This is a genomic window from Paenibacillus sinensis, assembly GCF_019904155.1.
GTDB lineage: Bacteria > Bacillota > Bacilli > Paenibacillales > Paenibacillaceae > Paenibacillus_AQ > Paenibacillus_AQ sinensis.
Genome location: NZ_JAHCMB010000077.1, coordinates 31,916 through 53,350, shown reverse-complemented (window position 1 = coordinate 53,350; position 21,435 = coordinate 31,916). Strand labels below are relative to the sequence as shown.

Sequence of the window (21,435 nt, the reverse complement as noted above, 5' to 3'; positions counted from 1 at the left end):
CATGGGGTCGCGCTTATTTGGCTAATCCTTATACCGATCTTCGCTTACTCAGCCGGCGCAGTCTCAGGGGAAGCTTCCGCCAGCATCTGGCGCAGCACCGTCTGCAGGATGCCGCCGTTGCGGTAGTAGTCGATATCGACCATGCTGTCGAGCCGTGCAATAACCGGGAAGTCGAACTTGGTACCGTCTTCGCGGGTGGCGGTGACGGTCAGCTCCTGACCGGGCTGCACGTCGTTGCTCAGGCCGCTGATCGTGAAGACTTCACGGCCGGTCAGACCAAGACTGCCCCAGCTGGAGCCTTCCTGGAACTGAAGCGGCAGAACGCCCATGCCGACGAGGTTGCTGCGGTGAATCCGCTCGAAGCTCTCGGCGATTACGGCCTTGACGCCCAGCAGTAGGGTACCCTTGGCCGCCCAGTCGCGCGAGCTGCCGGTGCCGTATTCCTTGCCGGCGATGACGATCAGATTCTGACCCTCCGCCTGATAGCGCATGGAGGCATCGTAGATCGACATCACTTCATCGCCCGGCAGGCAGGTGGTCACTCCGCCTTCCGTCCCCGGAGCGACGGCGTTGCGGATACGGATATTCGCGAACGTTCCGCGCATCATGACCTCGTGGTTGCCGCGGCGGGAGCCGTAGGAGTTGAAATCCTTGCGGGCAACGCCATGCTCGCTAAGGTACTGTCCCGCAGGACTCGAAGTCGAGATATTGCCGGCAGGCGAGATATGGTCGGTCGTGACGGAATCGCCCAGCAGGGCAAGTACGCGCGCCTGATCGATGTTGGCGATGTCGGCAAGGCCGTCCGCCAGATTCTCGAAGAACGGCGGGTTCTGGATGTACGTGGATTCTCCGTCCCATTCGTACAGCTCGCCTTCAGGAACAGGGATGGAGTTCCAGCGCTCATTGGCTGTAAAGACGTTCTCGTATTTGCGGCGGAACATCTCCGGGCTGACGGACGCTTGAATCGCTTCGCGGATCTCGGCGCTGGTCGGCCAGATGTCCTTCAGGTAGACCGGCTCTCCTTGCGGGTCATAGCCGATCGGATCGTTCTGCAGGTCGATGTTGACCGTGCCCGCAAGCGCGTATGCGACAACGAGCGGCGGAGAAGCGAGATAGTTCGCCTTGACCTGCGCATGCACGCGTCCCTCGAAGTTCCGGTTGCCGGAGATGACCGCGGCGACGGTCATGTCGTTCTCGGCGACCGCCTGGGCAACCTCATCCGGCAGCGGGCCGGAGTTGCCGATGCAGGTGGCGCAGCCGTAGCCGGCCACGTAGAAGCCGAGTTCTTCCAGCGGCTCCAGCAGCCCCGCTTTGACCAGGTACTCGGTCACGACGAGCGAACCCGGCGTCAGGGAGCTCTTGACATAGCCCGGCTTGGTCAGGCCGCGTTCCACAGCCTTCTTCGCCAGCAGTCCTGCGCCGAGCATAACGCTCGGGTTGGACGTGTTCGTACAGCTCGTAATGGCTGCAATCACGACTGCGCCGGTAGTCAGCTCGCTGGTTGTTCCGTTCTTGTGGGCAACCGGCACCTTCTGGGCGATCTTCTCGTCGCTGAGGCCGTATCCTCCCTGGGCGACAGGCGTGCGGATGACGCCCTCGAAGTTCTCCTTCATCTGGGAGAGCTCGATCCGGTCCTGCGGACGCTTCGGTCCGGCAAGGGAAGGTACGACCGAAGCCAGATCCAGCTCGATCGTATCGGTGAACACCGGGTCCGGCGTATCCGATGTGCGGAACAAGCCCTGCGCTTTGTAATATTTCTCGACAAGCTCTACCAGCTCGTCGGGACGTCCTGTATTGCGCAGGTAGAACAGCGTCTCGTCGTCGACCGGGAAGAAGCCGATCGTCGCACCGTATTCCGGTGCCATGTTGGCAACCGTCGCGCGGTCGGCAAGGCTGATGTTCGCAAGTCCCGGGCCGTAGAATTCGACGAATTTGCCGACAACGCCCTTCTTGCGGAGCATCTGGGTAACGGTCAGCGCCAGGTCGGTCGCCGTTGCGCCTTCCATGAGGCTGCCGGTCAGCTTGAAGCCGATAACGTCAGGCGTTACGAAGTAGAGCGGCTGTCCGAGCATGCCGGCTTCGGCCTCGATGCCGCCTACGCCCCAGCCGACAACGCCGAGACCGTTGATCATCGTCGTGTGGGAGTCCGTCCCCACGAGCGAGTCCGGGTAGACGACGGTTTCGCCGTCAACGCTCTTGGTTGCGGCAACGGAAGCCAGGTATTCCAGGTTAACCTGGTGCACGATCCCCGTCGCCGGCGGAACGGCGCGGAAGTTGTTGAACGCTGTCTGCGCCCAGCGCAGGAAGCGGTAGCGTTCTTCATTGCGTTCGAATTCGACGTTCATATTGTATTCCAGTGCGTCGCTTGTGCCGAAAGCGTCAACCATGACGGAATGGTCGATGACAAGATCAACCGGAACGAGCGGATTGATCTTCTTGGGATCGCCGCCCGCTTTCTTCACGGTGTCGCGCATAGCTGCCAGGTCCACGACAACCGGCACGCCGGTGAAGTCCTGAAGCACGATGCGCGCCGGGATGAAGGGGATTTCCTTGCCGCGGTCAATATCGCCCGCCCAGCCGGCAATCTGCTTCACATGCTCTTCCGTGATCGCTCTGCCGTCGAATTGACGGACAGCAGCCTCAAGCAGCACTTTAATGGAGAAAGGGAGGGAGGAAATATTGCCGAGTCCTTGCTGCTCCAACGCTTGAAGATCGAAGTAGCGGTAAGTCTTGCCGCCCGACTCGAAAGTACGGCCCAGATTAAAGTAATCCTTGCTTGGCATGTATGTGCCTCCTTGTTTCATCTAATGAAACCATATTTCATAATTGTCTTTACATTTAGTATAACGGTTACAGTAGGGGGAGTAAAGTTATTTCCCTCATTTTTAATAGGAAAATTCCGCACACTTATGATTGTCCCGGGGGGCGCTCGATCATGCTGTCCGGCAGTGCCTCATATACATGTATCGGCGGCCTTCTGCCGTGAAAGCCTGGGCCGGAACTGTGGCCGAAATACGCCGGACAGCAGCAAGCTGTAGGGTGGAAATATGCGGCAAGGATATGTGGTGAGGAGAGGAGCATGACGGCAATGGAGCAGAACTGGAAGCGGACCTTGTATACGTACGTCGATCAGTGCAACAAGAGCAAAGTGGCTCCCGACACGGAGATTTATACCGGTACATTGGCGGTGGCCGGGGCCGGGGCGGAGCAGCGGGAGAGGGGGCGGCGGCTGGCGGATTGGTACGACCAGCGGGAGATTACGCCCCGGCGCTGCGAGACGGGGGTCAAGGTGTTGTCGGCCGTTGCGCGCTTCCCCGGCGAGATCTCGGCGGTAGCCGAGCTGCACAGCGCGTTTTTTTATGAAAAAGGAGGGATTGTCCACCGGGAGGACAGGATCGAGCGGGAACTGCTCGGGTTCTCTTATGATGGGGACGGTAACTGGCGGCTGCAGGAGGCTGAAAGGCATCTGCCCGAGCGCCGGTCTCCGGGGCAGTTTGAGGGAAGGCTGCCGTCAGGGATGCCTGACTACGGGTGGGATGAGTACCAGCCTTCTTTGCCGGGGCCGCTTTTGAGCCGCAAGGTGACCGGAATTTCGTCCCGGGATATCCGCTATCGCAGGGAAGATGCGGCGATGTATGCGGACCGCTGGTGGGATGGATTCAATCCGGAATTCGAAACTTTCGCGGTGGACTGCACCAATTATGTGTCCCAATGTATCTTTGCAGGGGGGGCACCGATCAACTATACTGGTAGAAGAGAAACGGGCTGGTGGTATAAAGGCTATATCGGCGGCCGGGAAGAATGGAGCTTCAGCTGGGCCGTGTCGGACAGTCTGCGGCGCTTTCTGGACGGGGAACGCAGCACCGGACTACGTGCGGAGAGGATGGAAAGCCCGCAGCAGCTTATGCTCGGAGACGTCATTCAGTACGACTGGGACGGGGACGGACGCTTTCAGCACAGCACGGTTGTCACGGCGTTCGATGCCGGCGGCATGCCGCTTGTCAACGCGCACACGGTGCCCAGCCGCCACCGCTATTGGGATTATAAGGATTCTTATGCCTGGACCGACAGAACGGTGTATCGTTTTTTTCACATTCATGATTACTTATGATCCGGAAAGAGGTTAAGGAATGGAACAAGCAAAATTGACGGTGGGTTTGGCATACGGCGGGAAATCAGGAGAGCATGAGGTGTCGCTGCAGACCGCTTTCGCCGTGATGAACGCCTTCGACTACGATAAATATGAGATCATCCCTTTTTACATCAGCAAGCAGGGATTGTGGAAGATCGGCGGGAAGCTGAACGCCCCGCTGCCCAAGCTGGAGCAACTGAAGCTGGAGGACATTCCGGTCGATACCGGCAAGGCGCTGGGCGCCGTATTCAGCGGTCTTGAAGGAGGAGAGCAGGAGGTCGACGTCATGTTCCCGCTGCTCCACGGAACGAACGGCGAGGACGGTACGATCCAGGGACTGTTCGAGATGGCGAATATCCCTTATATTGGAGCCGGAGTTCTGGCCTCCGCGGCCGGAATGGATAAGGTGGTCATGAAGAAGCTGTTCGCGGAAGCCGGTCTTGACCAGTGCAAATACTGCTATTTCAATGCGGACGCCTGGAAACGGAAGAGCCACGACCTGACCGTGAGCGTCGAGGACCGGCTCGGCTATCCGGTGTTCGTCAAGCCTGCGAATCTGGGCTCCAGCGTCGGCATCTCCAAAGCGGTGGACAAGGAAAGCTTCACTAAAGCTGTGGAAGCTGCCTTCCGCTACGATACCAAGGTGATTGTCGAGGAATTCGTCGACGCCCGTGAGCTGGAGGTCAGTGTACTGGGAAATGACGAGCCTGAGGCTTCCGTTCCCGGTGAAATCGTGACTTCCGGTGAATACTATGATTACGCGGCCAAGTATCTCGACGGCAAGTCGCAGATGCTGATCCCGGCCCCCGTTGATCCCGAGACCGCGGAGCGTCTGCGCGATCTGGCGGTAGCAGCATTCCGCGCCATTGAAGGCAGCGGCATAACGCGCGCCGATTTCTTCCTCCGCAAATCCGACGGCCGGCTTCTGATCAATGAAGTCAATACGATGCCGGGCTTCACGCCATTCAGCATGTATCCGCTGTTGTGGCGCGAGACGGGCGTCTCTTACCGCACCCTGCTGGACCGAATGATTGAGCTTGCGCTTGAACGCTTCCAATATAAGCAGAGCCTGCAATACGACAAGGAGCAATAATTGCCGAAGCAGGCATAACGCCCCGAAAAGGAGAGTTAGCTATGGGATTTCAAACGGAATTCAATTCAGTCTGCAAATTCAAGAACGAGCAGGAACTGTACGAACTGATGGAGTACGGACGCTGCAAAATGCTGAAGCAGGGCTTCCGGGTCTATCCGACCGGACAGAAGGTGATCGCCTACACGCCGGATAATACGGCTGTGGCTATTGTGAAGATCTCGGCGTCCATCGCCGAGATCAACTTTCAGGGCCATGAGGTAACGGCGGTTGAAATGGAATTGGTCCGCAAGCTTAACGAGGAGGAGTCCAGAGTCCAGACGGCGCTGGCCTACGAGATGTTCTTCGGGGAGCGCGAATGATCGTCCGCTTCGGCTATGTCGCTATGTCGACTGTGCTAAAGGACTGCTCCCCGTCGAAGACGATGACCATGGCTTCCTTTCGCAAGCTGGAGGACCGCGAAGCCGCATTGCACCGCCTGGAGAGCATTGCCCGGGAGAATCTGCATAACACGCTGAGACTGCTGAAGCATAGCCGGGCGTCGGACATCAAGGTATACCGGATGACGTCGAAGCTCGTCCCGCTCGCCACCCATCCGGAGCTCCAGGAGTGGAATCCCTTAGAGTCTTTGGCTGAGAACTTCGCGGAGGTGGGCTGCTACATCCTAGATAACGGCATGCGCGTGTCGTTCCATCCCGATCACTTCACCGTGCTGAGTACCCCCCGGTCCGAGGTGCTTGAGAGCTCGGTCCGGGATCTGCGGCATCATACCGACATGCTGCTGGCCATGGGTCTCCCCGCCACGGCGAAGAACAACATCCATATCGGCGGCGCTTATGGGGACAAGCCCTTGGCTGCCGCTCGGTTCATCCGGAATTTCGGCACGCTTCCGCCGGATATTCAGGCCCGGATTACGCTTGAGAACGATGACAAGACATTCAATGCGGTGGAGACGCTGGAGGCATGCAAGGCGCTCGAGCTGCCGATGGTGCTGGATATTCACCATCAATGGGTGAACAACGCAGGCGAAGCGCCCTGGGAGCTGTGGCCGGACATTCAGGAGACCTGGCGGACGCCGCTCGCCCGGACGGACGTTCCGGCGAATCATCCGCTTCCCCCCAAGATTCATGTCTCAAGCCCGAAGAGCATGGCCGACATTCGCAGTCATGCCGACCTCGTTGATCCGGCTCCGCTGCTGACGTTTCTGCGGAGAATAGCGGCCAACACGGAGGCGGTCGATGTCATGATCGAAGCGAAGGCGAAGGACGGAGCCTTGTTCGGGCTGATGGAGGCGCTGAAAGAAATGGCGGAGCCGGGAAGCGGCATTGCCGTGCTGGACGGGGCGACGGTTGAGATCACGGCCTAATCTTGTCCGCTACGGCGGGAGAGAGGACAAGCCGTCTTCTCCTACCCTACGTGCTGCCATCCGTATTCTTGCCCGCGCTCGTAAAAATGCAGGCAAGCTGTCCACTTGATTGTCGCTGTGAAATAAGTTACTTTGAATTAAAACCGAATTAAAATCGAATTATACCGAGTTAAGCCGGGATTACCCCAATAAGGACTATATCCAAAGGAGCATGCAAATATGGGAGAACTGCTAAGCGGAAAAAATATCGTCATCATGGGAGTGGCCAACGACCGGAGCATCGCCTGGGCGATTGCCAAGAGCCTGTCCGAACAGGGAGCTCGCCTTGCTTTTACATATGAAAGCGAACGTGTGGAAGGACGGGTGCGTAAGCTGGCTGAGACTCTCCCGGGTTCTCTGATCCTTCCATGTAATGTAACGGTGGATGAAGACATCGACAAGCTGGCGGAGCAGCTGAAGGAAGAGTTCGGCGTACTGCATGGCATCGTGCACAGCATCGCCTTCGCCAAGGGCGAGGATCTGGAAGGACGCTTTGCCGACACGTCCCGCTCCGGCTTCGCGCTGGCTCATGACATCAGCGCCTACTCGCTGGTGGCGGTCGCCCAGCGCCTGCATCCCCTCATGAAGGAGGGCGGCTCGATTCTGACCATGACGTATATGGGTTCGGAGCGCGTTATGCGCAATTATAACGTCATGGGCGTCGCCAAGGCGGCGCTTGAGGCTTCGGTACGCTATCTGGCCAGCGATCTGGGACCGGACAATATCCGGGTCAACGCTGTTTCGGCCGGACCAATCCGTACGCTGGCGGCCAAGGGCATCAGCGATTTCAACTCGATCCTTCGTGTGGTCGAGGAGAAGGCGCCGCTGCGCCGCGGAACCGACGTGGCCGAAGTCGGCGATACGGCGATGTTCCTCATGAGCCATCTGTCGCGGGGCATTACCGGAGAGGTCATTTACGTGGATGGCGGTTATCATATCATCGGCGGTTAGCCTGCGGGCCGGGCGAAACTCCCTTTCGACTTGCTTGGAGGGGGCTTTGAACACCGGCTAACAAGTTTAAGAAAGCGGTGTGTGAAGATGAGTTCTTTAACTCCTAACAGCGGCAATGAACGGGAGCCCTATGTGGTAACGGGCAAAGGCTACACGGCGGTGGCCGTCAACGCGGCGGCGAAGGCCGGCGAGTATATCAAGAGCAGACAGGGAACGATTAAAGAGCTGGGGACCAAATCCTCGGCTCAGGACCTGGTGACGGAAGTGGATAAGGGTGCCGAGACGATGATCCGCCGGCTGGTGAAGACGCATTACCCCGACCATGAGATTTTGGGCGAGGAGGGCGTAGAGCCTGGTGCGGCCGGGGTTGCCGCGGCGCTGGAGCTTGCCAAGGACAGCGAATTTCTGTGGATCGTCGACCCTGTTGACGGAACGACCAACTATGTTCACGGCTTTCCTTTCTATGCCGTATCGATCGCTCTTGCCGTGCGCGGAGAGCTGACAGTCGGCGTGATCTACGACCCGGTTCGGGACGAAATGTTCGTGGCCGAGAAGGGTAAAGGCGCCTACATGCACGGTGTCAAGACATCGGTCTCCCAAGAGAGCTCGCTTGAGGACAGCCTGATAGCGCTCGGTTTCCCGCCGGACCGCAGCTTCGCGCAGCCGGCTAATCTGGCCGGTCTGCAGTCCATCCTGCCGAAGGTTCGCGGCATTCGTGCAGGCGGATCGGCGGCCCTGCATCTCGCCTATGTGGCGGCGGGCCGGGTCAGTGGTTACTATGAGGTCGGACTCAGCCCGTGGGACTGCGCGGCCGGCGTCCTGCTTATCACCGAATCGGGCGGCAAGGTGACGGATACGCTGGGCCGTCCCTACAGCATCGCGACCCGTCATATCGTCGCCAGCAACGGACTTATCCATGAGGACATCCTGACTTCGCTGAAGGAAGGGCAAGGGACCGGATTCTAACCTGTCATGAAGGAGGCGTATGCTTCGGATGGACGAGAAGAAGGAAGAACTGGAAAGACGCTTAAGTGAAATGCTCACTGAAGGAGAGCTTGAGCGGAGCGAGCGGGAGGAACGGAAGCTTCGCCAAATCTCGCCGGAGTATGAAATCCGCATCCAGACGTCGCTGGACCCGATTGTGGAGGAGACGCTACAGTATCGGAGGTTCGGTCAAGAGCTGGACGATCGCTACGACAAGTATCTGGACCGGACGAAGAAGCGGCCGGAAGAGAGCTGAATCTCATTCCTGAATGCTGAGGGGGCCAAGGGTTCCAATCATGCGTATTTGCAAGTAAGCCGATGCCGAACGAAGCACAGGAGCAGGCTGGAAACGGGCGGGACAGGGAAGAGGATTAACCCCGCCTGCAGCATGCTTAGATACAAGAGAGGGGCCGTTCATCAATCACACAAGTGACTGATGAACGGCCCCGTTTTCATTTTGCTGATAAAAAGCTCTTGAGACAGCTCCTCATCAGGTCAACCCGTTAATTGCTCTGCTGGGCATCAGCTCTGAATCAGCAGCAAAATAATGGAGGACAGGCTGAGGCAGACACTGACGAGACACAGCACGAGCAGAGCCTGTTTATGGCTCAGTCCGGCCTTAAGCAGCCGGTAGTGCGCCTGGCTGGCATCGGCCTGATAGATGGCCTTGCCCTGCACAAAACGTTTGATGACGACAAATATGTTGTCGAAGATGGGAACGCCCAGCGCCAGAATCGGAATAAACAGCGACAGTACAGTCGCCTGCTTGAAGGCGCCGTCCAGGGCGATCACCGCCAGAATGAAGCCGAGGAAGGTGGCGCCGGCATCTCCCATGAAGATTTTGGCCGGGGGCTTGTTGTAATGCAGATAAGCCAGCGTTACGCCGATCAGGATGATCGCCATGAGAGCGGAGGCGGACTGGCCCATCGCCAGAGCGACAATGAACAGCGTTACAGCCGAAATGGCGGTCAAGCCTCCCGCAAGCCCATCGAGTCCATCCGAGAAATTAATGACCGTCGTTACGCCGAAGATCCACAGAATCGTCAGGATAAATTGCAGGAACACCGGAAGCACCAGGTATTCGCCAGAGAAGGGATTGTAGAAGCCCGTAAAGGCAATGCCGGAAGCATAGACCAGCACAGCGGCGGACATCTGGATCACCATCTTGGGAAGCGCAGGGAAATCCCGGCCCTTTGTCTTGTACCAGTCATCGATTGTGCCGATCGTAAGCAGCAGGATGCCGCCGCCGAACAGCGCGCCCGTCTTCCAGGAGAAATCGCGGGTGAACGCCAGATAGGCAATGAAGAAGCCGGCGAATATCGCATAGCTTGCGGTCAGTGGAATCGGTTCTCTATGTATTTTGCGCTCGACGTCGCGTCGGGGCTTGTCCACGAAATCAAGCCGGAACGCGAGCTTGCCGAGAGGAGGTATCAGCAGATAGACAATGGCATAGGACAGGATAAATGACAATACATATAAAATGGGAATCACCGCCTGTTAAGGATGCATGTACTCGAATTATACCACCCAGGAAGAGATGCTGTCGATTTTCGCTGCCGAATGCGATTCAGTGAAGGTCCCTGCATACGATGCTTTCTTCGAGTCTACCTTTATCGGAGACCGAATGATAGAATGAAAGAATCTTATACAAGGTGGAGGGGTATCATGATCCGTACGCATGGCAAAAGGAGAGCGGCAAGCTGCCTGCTGCTGCTTGCCTTCATACTGAGCTTCGGAGCCCTAGGGGCTTACGCGGCCGCTTCGCCCGTCACAGCGGCGTCTGCGGCGCCTGAGCCGCTGGGCATCGTCACGCTCGGAGATTCGATTACAGCCGGCTATGAGCCTGGCATGACGCTGAATTCGCAGCCTTACGGCTATTCGGAACGGCTGCTGGAGCAGGCCTGGTTCCACGGCCAGCGGGCCACGCTCGGCAACTACGGCATTCTGGGGCTGACCACGGCCGGGCTCCGCAACTATACGGCCGCCCTTAAGGACGGAACAGCCATCAGCGCAAGCGCGGTACAGCCGGGCATCTCTGATCCGCGGATGGATGAATTCGCGGCCAAGGCGGCCCAGACGAAGGCTGATCTTGCCGGCGCGAAGCTGATCGCCATTACGATTGGCGGCAATGATGTCAGCAGCCTGCTGCTGGATGCCAAAAATCTGACGGACGCCGAATTGCAGAGCCGGGTTCAGCAGATGCTGGCATCCTACACGACGAACGTCACCGCCGCTCTGGAGAATATCCGGGCGATTAATCCGACTGCCACGATTATGCTGGCTGACCAGTATCAGCCTGTGCCAAGCCTTTATGCCGGGGCCAGCTACAACAAGCTGATGAGCGCAGCGGCAAGCTTCACCCAGACAACCGACGCGCTGGCGCAGCAGGTTACACGCAACGATGCCCCTGTGCTGGTGGCGCATGTAGCTGCCCGGTTCGCCGGGCAGGAGAGCTCGCTGACGCATATTATTTCGCATACCGATTTTCACCCCACACAGCTCGGATATGAGATGATCGCGAAGGTCTTCACCGAAATGCTCTGGGGCGATTACCGGGTGCCAAGCACCTTCCTGACGGCGACGGCCTCTCCGCGTCCGATGACGATTGTAGTGAACGGAGCCGAACTCAACACGCCGAACAAGCCGGTCAATAAGGGCGGACAGAACTTTTTGCCGCTGGCCGATATTGTGAAGGCGATGGGGGCGGCCGGAACCTGGGACAACAAGACGTCCAGTGCGACGATTGTCTATGGCGGACGCACGGCCGTCATTACAATCGGCTCCAATACGATGACTGTGAACGGCCAGAAGGTTCAGGTTGCCAATCCGGCGTTTCTACAGAAGAACGGCAAGGAAGTCAAAACCTATCTGCCGCTGGCGGCTCTTGCCTCCGGACTCGGCTTTGATGTTCAGTACAGCGCGCAGCTGCGTACCGCTTTTATAAATCCTTAAATATAGTAATCCTAGAACAGGCACGCCTGTGAATTAACATTTGAAGTAAAGGTGGAGAAGAACGTTGTCTCAGGCAAAATTTAAACGGGATTATATGCTGACCATGGATGACATCGTAAGGGAGGGACATCCGGCGCTGCGCGAGGTTGCGGAGCCGGTGCCGATGCCGCTGTCGCAGGAGGACCGCGATACGCTGCACTGCATGCTGCAGTTCCTGAAGAACAGCCAGGACGAGGATTTGGCCGAGAAGTATAAGCTCCGGTCGGGCGTCGGCCTGTCGGCCAACCAGATCGGGCTGAATAAGCGGATGTTCGTGATGTACACCTCCGACGAGCAGGGACGTCTGCATGAGCATGCCCTGGTCAATCCCAAAATCATCAGCCATTCGGTCTCCATGATCTATTTGCCGGAGAGCGAAGGCTGCCTGTCGGTCGACCGCCCGATTCAAGGCTTCGTCCCGCGTTATGAGTCAGTGAAGGTAAAAGCCTATGATCTGTGCACGGAGCAAGCGGTACTGTTGAAGTTCAAGGGCTATACCTCGATCGTTGTTCAGCATGAGATGGATCATCTGGACGGCGTTATGTTCTATGACCGGATCAATCAGGAGAACCCCTTCAAGCTTCCGCCGAATGTGCCGATCCGCAGTCTGTACAACCATGGTGAAGATTAATGGAGGATTTGCGAAACAAAGCATAATTTTCAGCAACAACGTGTAAATTACAACTAAGGCGGCTGCCGCATCCCGAGGGAACGGCGGCCGTTTTTGTGCAGCATGCTCTCTCCCGTGAGCTCTCACTGATGGCAACTCTCCTGATGAGAACCTTCCTGATAAGAACTCTCCTGGTGCGAAAAAAACGCCGGCCCCGCAAGACATTCCGAATGTCTCTGCGGGGCCGGCATCTGTTATTTGTTGTGTAGTTTCCGAACGCGGAAAGCCTTAGCGTTCTTCCTTCATGGCGCGGAAGGAAGCCTCGGCCGCCTCCAGGGTGGCGTCGATATCTTCGTCGGTGTGGGCGGTGGTCAGGAACCAGGCTTCATATTTCGATGGAGCCAGATTGACGCCGCGTTCCAGCATGTGACGGAAGAAACGGCCGAATGCTTCCCCATCCGTATCCTGCGCTTCGTCGTAATTGGTGACCGGATGATTGCAGAAATGGGTGGAGAAGGAACCGCGGATGCGGTTGATCGTCAGCGGGATGCCGTGCCGCGCGGCCGATTCGGCCAGGCCGTCCGTCAGCCGGATAGCGAGCCGCTCCATCTCTTCGTATACGCCCTCGCCCTGGAGAACCTCCAGGCAGGCGATGCCCGCCGAGATGGATGCCGGATTGCCGGCCATCGTTCCGGCCTGGTAAGCCGGTCCGAGTGGTGCGACCTGGTCCATGATCTCCTTGCGGCCGCCGTAGGCTCCGATGGGTAGGCCGCCGCCGAAGATTTTGCCCATTGCCGTCAAATCCGGGATGATCTGGTCATGATTCGCGAGGCCCGCGTAGTTCTGAGCGCCGCCGTAGTGGAAGCGGAAGTTCGTGATGACTTCGTCGTAAATGACCAGGGAGCCGTTGTCATGCGCCAGCTTGCACATGCCCTCCAGGAAGCCCGGCTTCGGCATAACCATGCCGAAATTGCCGACGATCGGCTCGACCATGACGGCCGCGATGTCGTCGCCCCACTTGTCCAGCGCCTCGCGCAGTCCGTCCAGGCTGTTGAAGGGGACGGTGATGACTTCGTGGGCGATGCTGACCGGGATGCCGGCGCTGTCCGGAATGCCGAGCGTCGACGGGCCGGAGCCGGCGGCGACGAGCACAAGATCGGAATGGCCGTGGTAGCAGCCGGCGAATTTCAGAATTTTGCTCCGTCCGGTATAGGCCCGGGCCACACGGATCGTGGACATGACGGCCTCGGTGCCGGAGTTGACGAACCGGACCTTGTCCAGGGACGGGATGGCGTCTTTGATCATCTTGGCGAGTGTAATCTCAAGTTCGGTCGGTGTACCGTAGAGCACACCGTTCTGGGCGGCCTTGGTGATCGCGGCCGTGATGTGCGGGTGGGCGAAGCCGGTAATAACGGGGCCGAACGCCGCGAGATAATCGATATAGCGGTTGCCGTCTGCATCCCAGAAATAAGCGCCGGAAGCGCGTTCCATGAAGACAGGAGCGCCGCCGCCCACCGCTTTGTAGGAGCGGGAGGGGCTGTTGACGCCGCCAACGATATGCTGGAGCGCTTCCTGGTACAATTGTTCGGATTTGGAGTGGTTTAGCATAAGGGTCATCCTTTCGATTGTCGGCGCATGAGGAAGCGGGCGGCTGGCGGTTGTCCCGCCAATTCCGCCCGCTTCCCGGGGCCATGCGCCTGATTGATGCTTACGGGTGCTGCCGTGAGAGCGAAGAGTCCCGCCCCGCAGGGGCTGCCGCTACTTCGAAGCGGAAGCGGAGGGCAGTGGAGAACCGGAGACAGGCGGAGAAGCCACCGGCTCCGTATTGGCCATTGTCTCCTGCACGAACTGCTTCAGCGCATCGAGATCACTGACGCCGAGCACGGAGGCGCCCTTGACCGTCTCCTCCTTAAGCAGCTTCATCGGCGGAATCTGCTCGCTGCCGGCCACGCTGCTGTCGTAGCCGACGCTGGCCAGCTTCCACATATCAGTCACCGAAAGGTTGGTGTCGATATACGGGGTGACCTCATTCAGAATCGTCGGAAGCTTGACGAGCGATGTGGTGCTCTTGAGCTTGTCGGCCACGGCGCTCATGAATGCGCGCTGGCGCTGTGTGCGCGTATAGTCCGAAGTGGCGTCATGCCGGAAGCGGACGTACTGCAGAGCCTTGCTGCCGTCCAGATGCTGATAGCCGGCCTTGAGGTCGATATCGTATTCCGGACCGTCGGCTTTGGTCTTGTACACCATGTCCTTCTCAACCGTATAATCGATGCCGCCTACCGCGTCGATCAGCTTGATAAATCCCTGGAAATCGGTATACACATAATATTGAATCGGGATGCCGAGAAGATCGCTCACGGTCTTCATCGCCGTATTCGGGCCGTAAATGATGGCAGAATTAATACGGTCCCGTCCATGATCGGGGATCGAAACGTATGTATCCCGAAGAATGGAGAAGACATGGGCCTTCTTCGATACCGGATCGAGCGAGGCGATCATCATCGTGTCGGACCGCGGTATTTCCCCTTTCTTCACACCGCGCGCGTCCACACCCATCAGGAGAATGTTAACGGGCTCCGTTCCTTCCCATTTCGGAGGATCGGGCGTATTGACATCCACAGTTTCAACATTCTGGAAGGGGGAAGCCGATCCCGTCTTCTGCAGACTGTCCAGACTCTGGTAGATGGAGGTGAAATAGTAAGCCGCGCCTCCGACCAGGAGCAGCAGCACGATGAAAAGGCCCCAGAGCAGGGGTTTCTTCCCGTTTTTTTTCTTCTTCGCATGTCGTTTCGAGCGTGGCGGCATGTGGGCCTCTTCCTTTCGCATTCACATTCCTTACATTATAATTTCTTTTACAGCTACAATCAATTGAACCGCTCACCGGGGGAAAGCGCCGGTTGGGTCACTCTACATATGAAAGGAACCATATTCTATGGAAGAATTGTCGATTGGCCAGGAGGCGCCGGATTTCACACTGCCCGCTTCGGACGGAAGCGCGGTTTCCTTGAGCCAGTACAGAGGACGCAAGGTTGTTCTATATTTTTATCCGAAAAACATGACCCCGGGCTGCACCCAGGAAGCCTGCGAGTTCCGCGACGCGAGCGACCGGATTTCGTCCGCCGGAGCCGTCATTCTCGGGGTAAGCCCTGACAGTCTGGCTTCGCACGCGAAGTTTATCGCCAAGAACGGTCTGCCCTTTCTCCTGCTGTCCGACGAGGACCATAGCGTAAGCGAGCTTTACGGGGTCTGGCGGCTGAAGAAGCTGTACGGCAAGGAGTTTATGGGCGTTGTCCGCTCCACCTTTCTGATTGATGAGCAAGGAAAGATTCAGGACATGTGGATAAAGATCCGGGTGAAGGGGCATGCCGAGGTTGTGACGGAAAGTCTCAGCCGGAAATAGCGGATAAATACGCCGTTAGCAAACTGTTGCATTTTTAACTGTTACATTTTTAACAGCTTGTACAGGCCCTTTATGTGATAAATTGCCTATATAGGTGAATTTACCACAAGGCATGGTGATGGCGTGATGCAGCTGAGCATCGGACTGGACGTTGGGTCCACTACGGCCAAACTGGTTGTGATGGAACGGAATAGGATTGTTCATGAACAATATGCAAGACATTACAGTGATATTAAAAGGGCGGTCCTTTCCCTGTTGAAACAGGTCGAAGACCGGTTCCCGGGGGAACGGGCATCGCTCTCGGTAAGTGGTTCATCGGGACTGTCCCTGTCGAGGCTGGCGGATATTCCCTTTGTCCAGGAGGTCGTCGCCTGCACCAAGGCGATCGGCGAGCTGCTGCCCTCCTGCGATACGGCGATTGAGCTTGGAGGAGAGGATGCCAAGATCATTTATCTGACCGGCGGCGTGGAGCAGCGGATGAACAATGCCTGCGCAGGAGGAACGGGTGCGTTCATCGACCAGATGGCGGCGCTGCTTCAGACCGATCCTTCCGGTCTTGACGAATTGGCGAAATCTCATACACGCATCTATCCGATCGCTTCGCGCTGCGGGGTGTTCGCCAAGAGCGACGTTCAGCCGCTGCTGAACGAAGGAGCACGCCGCGAGGATGTAGCGGCCTCGATCTTCCAGAGCATCGTGAATCAGACGATCGCCGGACTTGCCTGCGGGCGCAAAATCCGCGGCAAGGTCGCCTTTCTCGGCGGCCCGCTTACCTACCTGTCCCAGCTTCGCGCAAGATTCGCGGAAACGCTGGAGCTGACCGATGGGGATATTCTGTTCCCGGAACGGTCGCAGTATTTTGTTGCGATTGGCTCCGCCCTGTCTGCCGGAGAGAATAACGTTCTGCCGCTGGTGGAATGGAGGGAACGGATTGCGGCCGTTGACTTCACTTCGGAACGTTCCGAGGGCGGTGATCTGCCCCGTCTGTTCGAGAGCGCGGCTGATCTTGAAGCGTTTCGGGCACGGCATGGAAAGGCTGCGGCCAAGCGAGGAGATTTGTCCTCCTACCGTGGACGCTGCTACCTCGGCATCGACGCCGGGTCGACGACGACCAAGCTGGTGCTGACCGGAGAACAGGACGAGATTCTGCATACCTACTACGGAAGTAATCAGGGAAATCCGCTGCAGTCGGTGACCGAGGCGCTCAAGGATATTTACCGGCTGCTGCCGGAGGGCTGTCAGATCGCCGGCGCTTACGTGACTGGCTATGGCGAAGGGCTGATCAAGGCGGCGCTTCGCATCGACGGCGGGGAGGTGGAGACGGTCGCCCATTACAAGGCGGCCGCCAAATTCATGCCCGAGGTCGATTTCATCCTGGATATCGGCGGGCAGGACATGAAGTGCATCAAAATCCGCGGAGGCGTTATTGACAGCCTCATGCTGAACGAAGCCTGCTCGGCGGGCTGCGGCTCGTTCCTGGAGAGCTTCGCCTCTGCGCTCGGCCTAGGTGTAGCCGAGTTCGCACAGGCGGCGCTGGAGGCGGAGAAGCCTGTGAACCTCGGCTCCCGCTGCACCGTCTTCATGAATTCCAAGGTCAAGCAGGCGCAGAAGGAAGGCGCCTCCCTGGCCGAGCTGTCGGCTGGGCTTGCCTACTCCGTCATCAAGAACGCTCTTCAGAAGGTTATCAAAATCCGCAGATTCGATGAGCTGGGCAAGCATATCATCGTGCAGGGCGGCACCTTCTATAACGAAGCCGTGCTTCGCGCCTTTGAGCAGCTTACGGGCAGAACCGTTATCCGCCCGGACATCGCTGGCGTCATGGGAGCGTACGGCTGCGCCCTGTTAGCCCGCGAGCATGCGCCGGAGAGCGGAGCAAGCCGTGTGCTGGGTCCGGCTGAGCTGGAGAGCTTCACCTTCGAGGTGACGCAGGGCCGTTGCGGCCGTTGCGGCAATAACTGCCCGCTGACGATCAGCCGCTTCCCAGACCGCAGCTTCCATGTGACCGGCAACCGGTGCGAGCGCGGAGCTGGAGGGAAGCGGGAGAAGAACACGCTGCCGAACCTTATGGAGTACAAATACAACCGGTTCTTCGACTATCAGCCTCTGGAGGATGCCGAAGCCGTGCGCGGCTCCGTCGGCATTCCGCGGGCGATGAACCTGTTTGAGAATTATCCGTTCTGGCACACCTTCTTTACGGCGCTGCGCTACAAGGTGCTGCTGTCGCCGAAGTCCGACAAGAAGCTCTTCGAGAGCGGCATGGACACAATCCCGTCCGAAGCGGTCTGCTATCCGGCCAAGATGGTCCACGGGCATGTTCAGAGCCTACTGGGGATGGGTGTGGATTTTATTTTCTATCCCGCCGTCGTCTATGAGAAGAAGGAGGACGAAACGGCGGACAATCACTTCAACTGTCCGGTCGTCGCTTCGTATCCGGAGGTCATCCGAAACAATATGGACGGTCTGAAGGAGAAGGACATTCCGCTGGTCAGCCCGTTCCTGAACTTTGACGACGTGTCGGCACTGACCAAAGGGCTGGCCCGGGCGTTTCCGGAAATTCCGAGAGAGGAAATTTCCTCCGCCGTGAAAGCGGGCCTAGCGGAAGCCGAGGCCGCCAAGAACGACCTGCGGCGCAAGGGAGAGGAGACGCTGGGGCTGCTCGGAGAGAACGGCATGAAAGGCATCCTGCTGTGCGGTCACCCGTATCATGCCGATCCCGAGATCAATCACGGCATCGCCGAGCTGATCACGGGCATGGGGCTCGCCGTATTGACCGAGGATTCGGTCTGCCACCTGGCCCGGGGCGAGAGCGATATCAATATCGTCAACCAGTGGACCTATCATGCCCGCATTTACCGTGCGGCCCGGCTCGCCGTAGAGCAACGCGATCTGGAGCTGGTTCAGCTTACCTCCTTCGGCTGCGGTATCGACGCCATTACCGGCGATGCGGTTCAGGACATCCTGGAGCGTTCGGGCAAGGTCTACACCATGATCAAGATTGACGAGATCAGCAATCTGGGAGCGGCCCGAATTCGTCTCCGGTCGCTGCTCGCGGCTATGCGGGAGCGGGACAAACGCGAGACGACGCCGCCTCCGGCGAGAGTGGAGGAGAAGCGGACAACGTTCACGAAGGACATGAAATCGGCCTACACGATTCTGGCTCCGCAGATGTCCCCGATCCACTTCGAGCTGCTGGAGCGGGTATTCCAGGATTTCGGCTACCGGTTCAAGGTGCTGGAGAATTCCGGTCCCGAGACGACGGAGGCGGGGCTGAAATACGTCAACAACGACGCCTGCTATCCGGCGATCGTAACGATCGGCCAGATTCTGTCTGCGCTGCAGAGTGGCGATTATGATCCTGACCGGACGGCTGTCGTCATGTCACAGACCGGGGGAGGATGCCGGGCGACCAATTATATCTCCCTGCTCCGCAAGGCGCTGAAGGACGCGGGTCTCGGGCAGATTCCCGTGCTGTCGCTGAACGCCTCCGGGCTGGAGAGCCAGCCGGGCTTCAAGATCGGCTTCAAAATGATCAACCGGATGTTTGCCGCTGCCTGCTACGGCGATCTGCTGATGCGTCTTCTGAATCGCTACCGGCCTTACGAGAGCGTTCCGGGAAGTGCGCAGGCGCTGTTCCGGTGGGGAATGGAGCGGTGCAAGAACAGTCTGTCATCCTTCTCCATCCGCGAATACAAGCGACTCTGCCGCGAGATCGCCGCAGAGTTCGGGCAGCTCCCCGTCACGGGAGCGGCGAAGCCGCGCGTAGGAATCGTCGGCGAGATTCTGATCAAGTTCCATCCGGATGCCAACAACCGGATCATCGAGCTGATCGAATCCGAGGGCGGAGAAGCGGTAATGCCCGACTTTATGGACTTTATTTTTTACTGCATATACAATCCGATCTACCGGGCCGAACAGTTCGGCAAAAGCCGCAAGCTGGGCGTGATCAATCCGATGCTCATTTCCTATCTGGAGATGTACCGCAAGCCGGTGACGGCTGCACTGGAGACATTGGGCCTTGCCCACAAGGACAAAAATATTTACCGCCTGGCCGAGAAGGCCGAACGGCTTGTGTCGGTAGGCAATCAGATGGGCGAAGGCTGGTTCCTGACCGCCGAGATGATGGATCTGCTCGATAACGGAACGAATAATATCGTGTGTATCCAGCCCTTCGCCTGTCTGCCGAACCATATCACCGGGCGCGGGACGATCAAGGGGCTCAAGGAGCTGTATCCGTCTGCCAACATTGCGGCCATCGACTACGACGCGGGGGTCAGCGTGGTGAACCAGACGAACCGGATCAAGCTCATGATGTCCATTGCCAGGGATCTGGGCGCCGTTCAGGAACACCAGCCGCCATCCTCCGGTCCTCAAGGGGGACGCGGAGCGGGCGAGTCTGGCGGGCTGACCGACAAGAAAGAGAGCACGGTTGATACGGCCAAACCTGCGGTATCGGCTTTCCGGATGTTTTAATCCTAGCAAAAAAGCGGTTGATCTTCTCACTGGAGAGGATCAGCCGCTTTTTTAAAGTCTGCCCGTTTCACTAATGCGCGTTTCTGCCTTTTTCCCCGTCTATAAATTGCTGAAGACGATATTGCGCAACTTGCGCGTAATCGCCAGTGTACCGGCATCTTTTTTCTGAACCATAAATAACAGGGTCAGACCGTCCAGGGGACTGTTAGTGAAGTAAGCCCCTAACCAGCCATCCCAGCCATATTCACCTTTGCTGCCAATGAACCCGGCTCTCGCAGGTTCGGTCATTATACGCATTTGGTTCCCGTAGCCGTGGCCGCACAAGGTATGCCAGGTATCGAAACCTTTTTGCTGGCAATTCGTCAATGACTCCGATGTTAAATATTGAACCGTTCTGGGTTTCAAAAGCTGAACACCCTTAAAGATGCCTTGATTCAGCAGCATCGTTGTAAATTTGGCGGCATCATCAATAGTGGATGCAAGGCCTGCGCCCCCCGATTCGAACGCTGGATTCCGATCCATCTGATGATTAATGCCAAGATGATTTCCTGTATACAGGTTTAAACCGCCATTGCCATCATCCTGGTAGGTTTTCGCTAGACGCGCTCTTTTGTCCTCGGGCAGCCAAAAACCGGTATCATGCATTTCCAAAGGCTCAAATAATTCCTTTTTCAAAAATTGCCCGTATCGCATGCCGCTAACTGTCTCTACAATTGCGCCGAGTACATCTGCCGACGTTCCATATTGCCAGTTTGAGCCTGGCTCGAATGATAGGGGACCTTGTCCCAGCCGGCTTGCAAATTCCATTGTGGCCATCGGATTGTCGCTGAACAAACGACTGTCCAATTCTTGAAACAATGCATATGAATGTTGACCCGCTAAATCCGGTCCGTCATATAACAATCCCGATGTCATATTCAATAAATCGTGAATGCTGACTTCTCGGCTGGCTTGAACCCATTCACCGCTTTTCACGACCATTTGGTTTTTAAAAGCCGGAATATACTTGCTGACAGAATCAAACAAGTCAATTTCTCCACGTTCCAACAACATCATGATCGAAGTGGCGGTAACCGGCTTCGTCATCGAATATAGACGGAAAATAGAATCCCTTGCTATAGGGCGGCCTGATTCGCGGTCAGCCAAGCCGTCTTCATGGTAAAAAACTTCGTCGCCATTCTTGATTACCATAAAGTTTGCGCCCGCGATTTCATTGTTGTCGATACTTGTTCTCAATGTTCTTTTTAATTGGGCGATTGTGTTCGACTCCAGCATTTCTTCTACAGCTCCTTCTCAAATTATCTTTAAGCCCGATCTTAGGCTCATCCAGGAACATGATCTTTGCCTTATGTATGCAACGCCACACCACCCACTTGTGCGGTACCCGCGGTCGTTATCAGGA

Annotated in this window: 16 protein-coding genes; 11 read left to right on the top strand and 5 right to left on the bottom strand. The window is 57.4% G+C overall.

Features of this window, described 5'->3' with window-relative positions; genetic code table 11:
* Nucleotides 1–44 precede the first annotated feature (44 nt).
* On the bottom strand, nucleotides 45–2,783 hold the full coding sequence (gene acnA, locus KIH86_RS09665; RefSeq protein WP_223084229.1) for an aconitate hydratase AcnA: 2,739 nt from the start codon (nucleotides 2,781–2,783) through the stop codon (nucleotides 45–47).
* Nucleotides 2,784–3,088: 305 nt separating this feature from the next.
* On the opposite strand from acnA, the gene KIH86_RS09660 reads away from it, so the two are divergent.
* The 7 genes from KIH86_RS09660 to KIH86_RS09630 all read left to right on the top strand — a co-directional run bounded on the left by KIH86_RS09660 (nucleotide 3,089) and on the right by KIH86_RS09630 (nucleotide 8,818).
* On the top strand, nucleotides 3,089–4,111 hold the full coding sequence (locus KIH86_RS09660) for an amidase domain-containing protein (protein WP_223084544.1): 1,023 nt from the start codon (nucleotides 3,089–3,091) through the stop codon (nucleotides 4,109–4,111).
* Between the two features lie 19 nt (nucleotides 4,112–4,130).
* A complete protein-coding gene (locus KIH86_RS09655; protein WP_223084228.1) occupies nucleotides 4,131–5,225 on the top strand; it encodes a D-alanine--D-alanine ligase in 1,095 nt (364 codons plus the stop codon).
* A 41-nt stretch (nucleotides 5,226–5,266) separates the two neighbouring features.
* The gene (locus KIH86_RS09650; protein WP_223084227.1) at nucleotides 5,267–5,584 is read left to right on the top strand and encodes a hypothetical protein; all 318 of its coding nucleotides are present in this window, start codon (nucleotides 5,267–5,269) and stop codon (nucleotides 5,582–5,584) included.
* The gene (gene uvsE, locus KIH86_RS09645) at nucleotides 5,581–6,588 is read left to right on the top strand and encodes a UV DNA damage repair endonuclease UvsE (protein ID WP_223084226.1); all 1,008 of its coding nucleotides are present in this window, start codon (nucleotides 5,581–5,583) and stop codon (nucleotides 6,586–6,588) included. Before KIH86_RS09650 ends, uvsE begins: the two co-directional genes overlap by 4 nt.
* Nucleotides 6,589–6,807: 219 nt before the next feature.
* Nucleotides 6,808–7,578: an enoyl-ACP reductase FabI gene (gene fabI / locus KIH86_RS09640; RefSeq protein WP_223084225.1), complete on the top strand. Its 771-nt coding sequence runs from the start codon at nucleotides 6,808–6,810 to the stop codon at nucleotides 7,576–7,578.
* An 87-nt stretch (nucleotides 7,579–7,665) separates the two neighbouring features.
* Nucleotides 7,666–8,544 (top strand): inositol monophosphatase family protein, encoded by an 879-nt coding sequence (locus KIH86_RS09635; RefSeq protein WP_223084224.1) that lies wholly within the window; start codon nucleotides 7,666–7,668, stop codon nucleotides 8,542–8,544.
* 28 nt (nucleotides 8,545–8,572) lie between these two features.
* On the top strand, nucleotides 8,573–8,818 hold the full coding sequence (locus KIH86_RS09630) for a hypothetical protein (protein ID WP_223084223.1): 246 nt from the start codon (nucleotides 8,573–8,575) through the stop codon (nucleotides 8,816–8,818).
* Nucleotides 8,819–9,084: 266 nt separating this feature from the next.
* On the opposite strand, the gene KIH86_RS09625 is transcribed toward KIH86_RS09630, so the two are convergent.
* Complete coding sequence (locus KIH86_RS09625; RefSeq protein ID WP_223084543.1) at nucleotides 9,085–10,044, bottom strand: MraY family glycosyltransferase; 960 nt, start codon at nucleotides 10,042–10,044, stop codon at nucleotides 9,085–9,087.
* A 183-nt stretch (nucleotides 10,045–10,227) separates the two neighbouring features.
* Between KIH86_RS09625 and KIH86_RS09620 the strand changes: the two genes are divergently transcribed.
* Both KIH86_RS09620 and def read left to right on the top strand, forming a co-directional pair.
* A complete protein-coding gene (locus KIH86_RS09620) occupies nucleotides 10,228–11,514 on the top strand; it encodes a stalk domain-containing protein (protein ID WP_223084222.1) in 1,287 nt (428 codons plus the stop codon).
* A gap of 94 nt (nucleotides 11,515–11,608) precedes the next feature.
* The gene (gene def / locus KIH86_RS09615; protein ID WP_223084542.1) at nucleotides 11,609–12,184 is read left to right on the top strand and encodes a peptide deformylase; all 576 of its coding nucleotides are present in this window, start codon (nucleotides 11,609–11,611) and stop codon (nucleotides 12,182–12,184) included.
* Between the two features lie 267 nt (nucleotides 12,185–12,451).
* Here the strand turns inward: def and KIH86_RS09610 are convergent, their stop codons facing one another.
* Complete coding sequence (locus KIH86_RS09610; protein ID WP_407672259.1) at nucleotides 12,452–13,771, bottom strand: glutamate-1-semialdehyde 2,1-aminomutase; 1,320 nt, start codon at nucleotides 13,769–13,771, stop codon at nucleotides 12,452–12,454.
* A 150-nt stretch (nucleotides 13,772–13,921) separates the two neighbouring features.
* Nucleotides 13,922–14,968, bottom strand: a complete 1,047-nt coding sequence (locus KIH86_RS09605; RefSeq protein ID WP_223084220.1) for an LCP family protein — start codon at nucleotides 14,966–14,968, stop codon at nucleotides 13,922–13,924.
* Between the two features lie 127 nt (nucleotides 14,969–15,095).
* On the opposite strand from KIH86_RS09605, the gene bcp reads away from it, so the two are divergent.
* Nucleotides 15,096–15,563 carry a thioredoxin-dependent thiol peroxidase gene (bcp, locus tag KIH86_RS09600; RefSeq protein ID WP_223084219.1) on the top strand — a complete coding sequence of 156 codons (468 nt, stop codon included), beginning with the start codon at nucleotides 15,096–15,098 and terminating at the stop codon, nucleotides 15,561–15,563.
* Nucleotides 15,564–15,689: 126 nt separating this feature from the next.
* Nucleotides 15,690–20,033 (top strand): 2-hydroxyacyl-CoA dehydratase, encoded by a 4,344-nt coding sequence (locus KIH86_RS09595; RefSeq protein WP_223084218.1) that lies wholly within the window; start codon nucleotides 15,690–15,692, stop codon nucleotides 20,031–20,033.
* Between the two features lie 99 nt (nucleotides 20,034–20,132).
* Here the strand turns inward: KIH86_RS09595 and KIH86_RS09590 are convergent, their stop codons facing one another.
* Complete coding sequence (locus KIH86_RS09590) at nucleotides 20,133–21,308, bottom strand: serine hydrolase domain-containing protein (RefSeq protein ID WP_223084217.1); 1,176 nt, start codon at nucleotides 21,306–21,308, stop codon at nucleotides 20,133–20,135.
* Nucleotides 21,309–21,435: the final 127 nt, after the last annotated feature.

Excerpts from the sequence above, each read along its gene's own strand:
- acnA (WP_223084229.1), bottom strand. The coding sequence starts at position 2,783 with ATGCCAAGCAAGGATTACTTTAATCTGGGCCGTACTTTCGAGTCGGGC.
- KIH86_RS09660 (WP_223084544.1), top strand. The coding sequence starts at position 3,089 with ATGGAGCAGAACTGGAAGCGGACCTTGTATACGTACGTCGATCAGTGC.
- KIH86_RS09655 (WP_223084228.1), top strand. The coding sequence starts at position 4,131 with ATGGAACAAGCAAAATTGACGGTGGGTTTGGCATACGGCGGGAAATCA.
- KIH86_RS09650 (WP_223084227.1), top strand. The coding sequence starts at position 5,267 with ATGGGATTTCAAACGGAATTCAATTCAGTCTGCAAATTCAAGAACGAG.
- uvsE (WP_223084226.1), top strand. The coding sequence starts at position 5,581 with ATGATCGTCCGCTTCGGCTATGTCGCTATGTCGACTGTGCTAAAGGAC.
- fabI (WP_223084225.1), top strand. The coding sequence starts at position 6,808 with ATGGGAGAACTGCTAAGCGGAAAAAATATCGTCATCATGGGAGTGGCC.
- KIH86_RS09635 (WP_223084224.1), top strand. The coding sequence starts at position 7,666 with ATGAGTTCTTTAACTCCTAACAGCGGCAATGAACGGGAGCCCTATGTG.
- KIH86_RS09630 (WP_223084223.1), top strand. The coding sequence starts at position 8,573 with ATGGACGAGAAGAAGGAAGAACTGGAAAGACGCTTAAGTGAAATGCTC.
- KIH86_RS09620 (WP_223084222.1), top strand. The coding sequence starts at position 10,228 with ATGATCCGTACGCATGGCAAAAGGAGAGCGGCAAGCTGCCTGCTGCTG.
- def (WP_223084542.1), top strand. The coding sequence starts at position 11,609 with ATGCTGACCATGGATGACATCGTAAGGGAGGGACATCCGGCGCTGCGC.
- KIH86_RS09610 (WP_407672259.1), bottom strand. The coding sequence starts at position 13,771 with ATGCTAAACCACTCCAAATCCGAACAATTGTACCAGGAAGCGCTCCAG.
- KIH86_RS09605 (WP_223084220.1), bottom strand. The coding sequence starts at position 14,968 with ATGCCGCCACGCTCGAAACGACATGCGAAGAAGAAAAAAAACGGGAAG.
- bcp (WP_223084219.1), top strand. The coding sequence starts at position 15,096 with ATGGAAGAATTGTCGATTGGCCAGGAGGCGCCGGATTTCACACTGCCC.
- KIH86_RS09595 (WP_223084218.1), top strand. The coding sequence starts at position 15,690 with ATGCAGCTGAGCATCGGACTGGACGTTGGGTCCACTACGGCCAAACTG.
- KIH86_RS09590 (WP_223084217.1), bottom strand. The coding sequence starts at position 21,308 with ATGCTGGAGTCGAACACAATCGCCCAATTAAAAAGAACATTGAGAACA.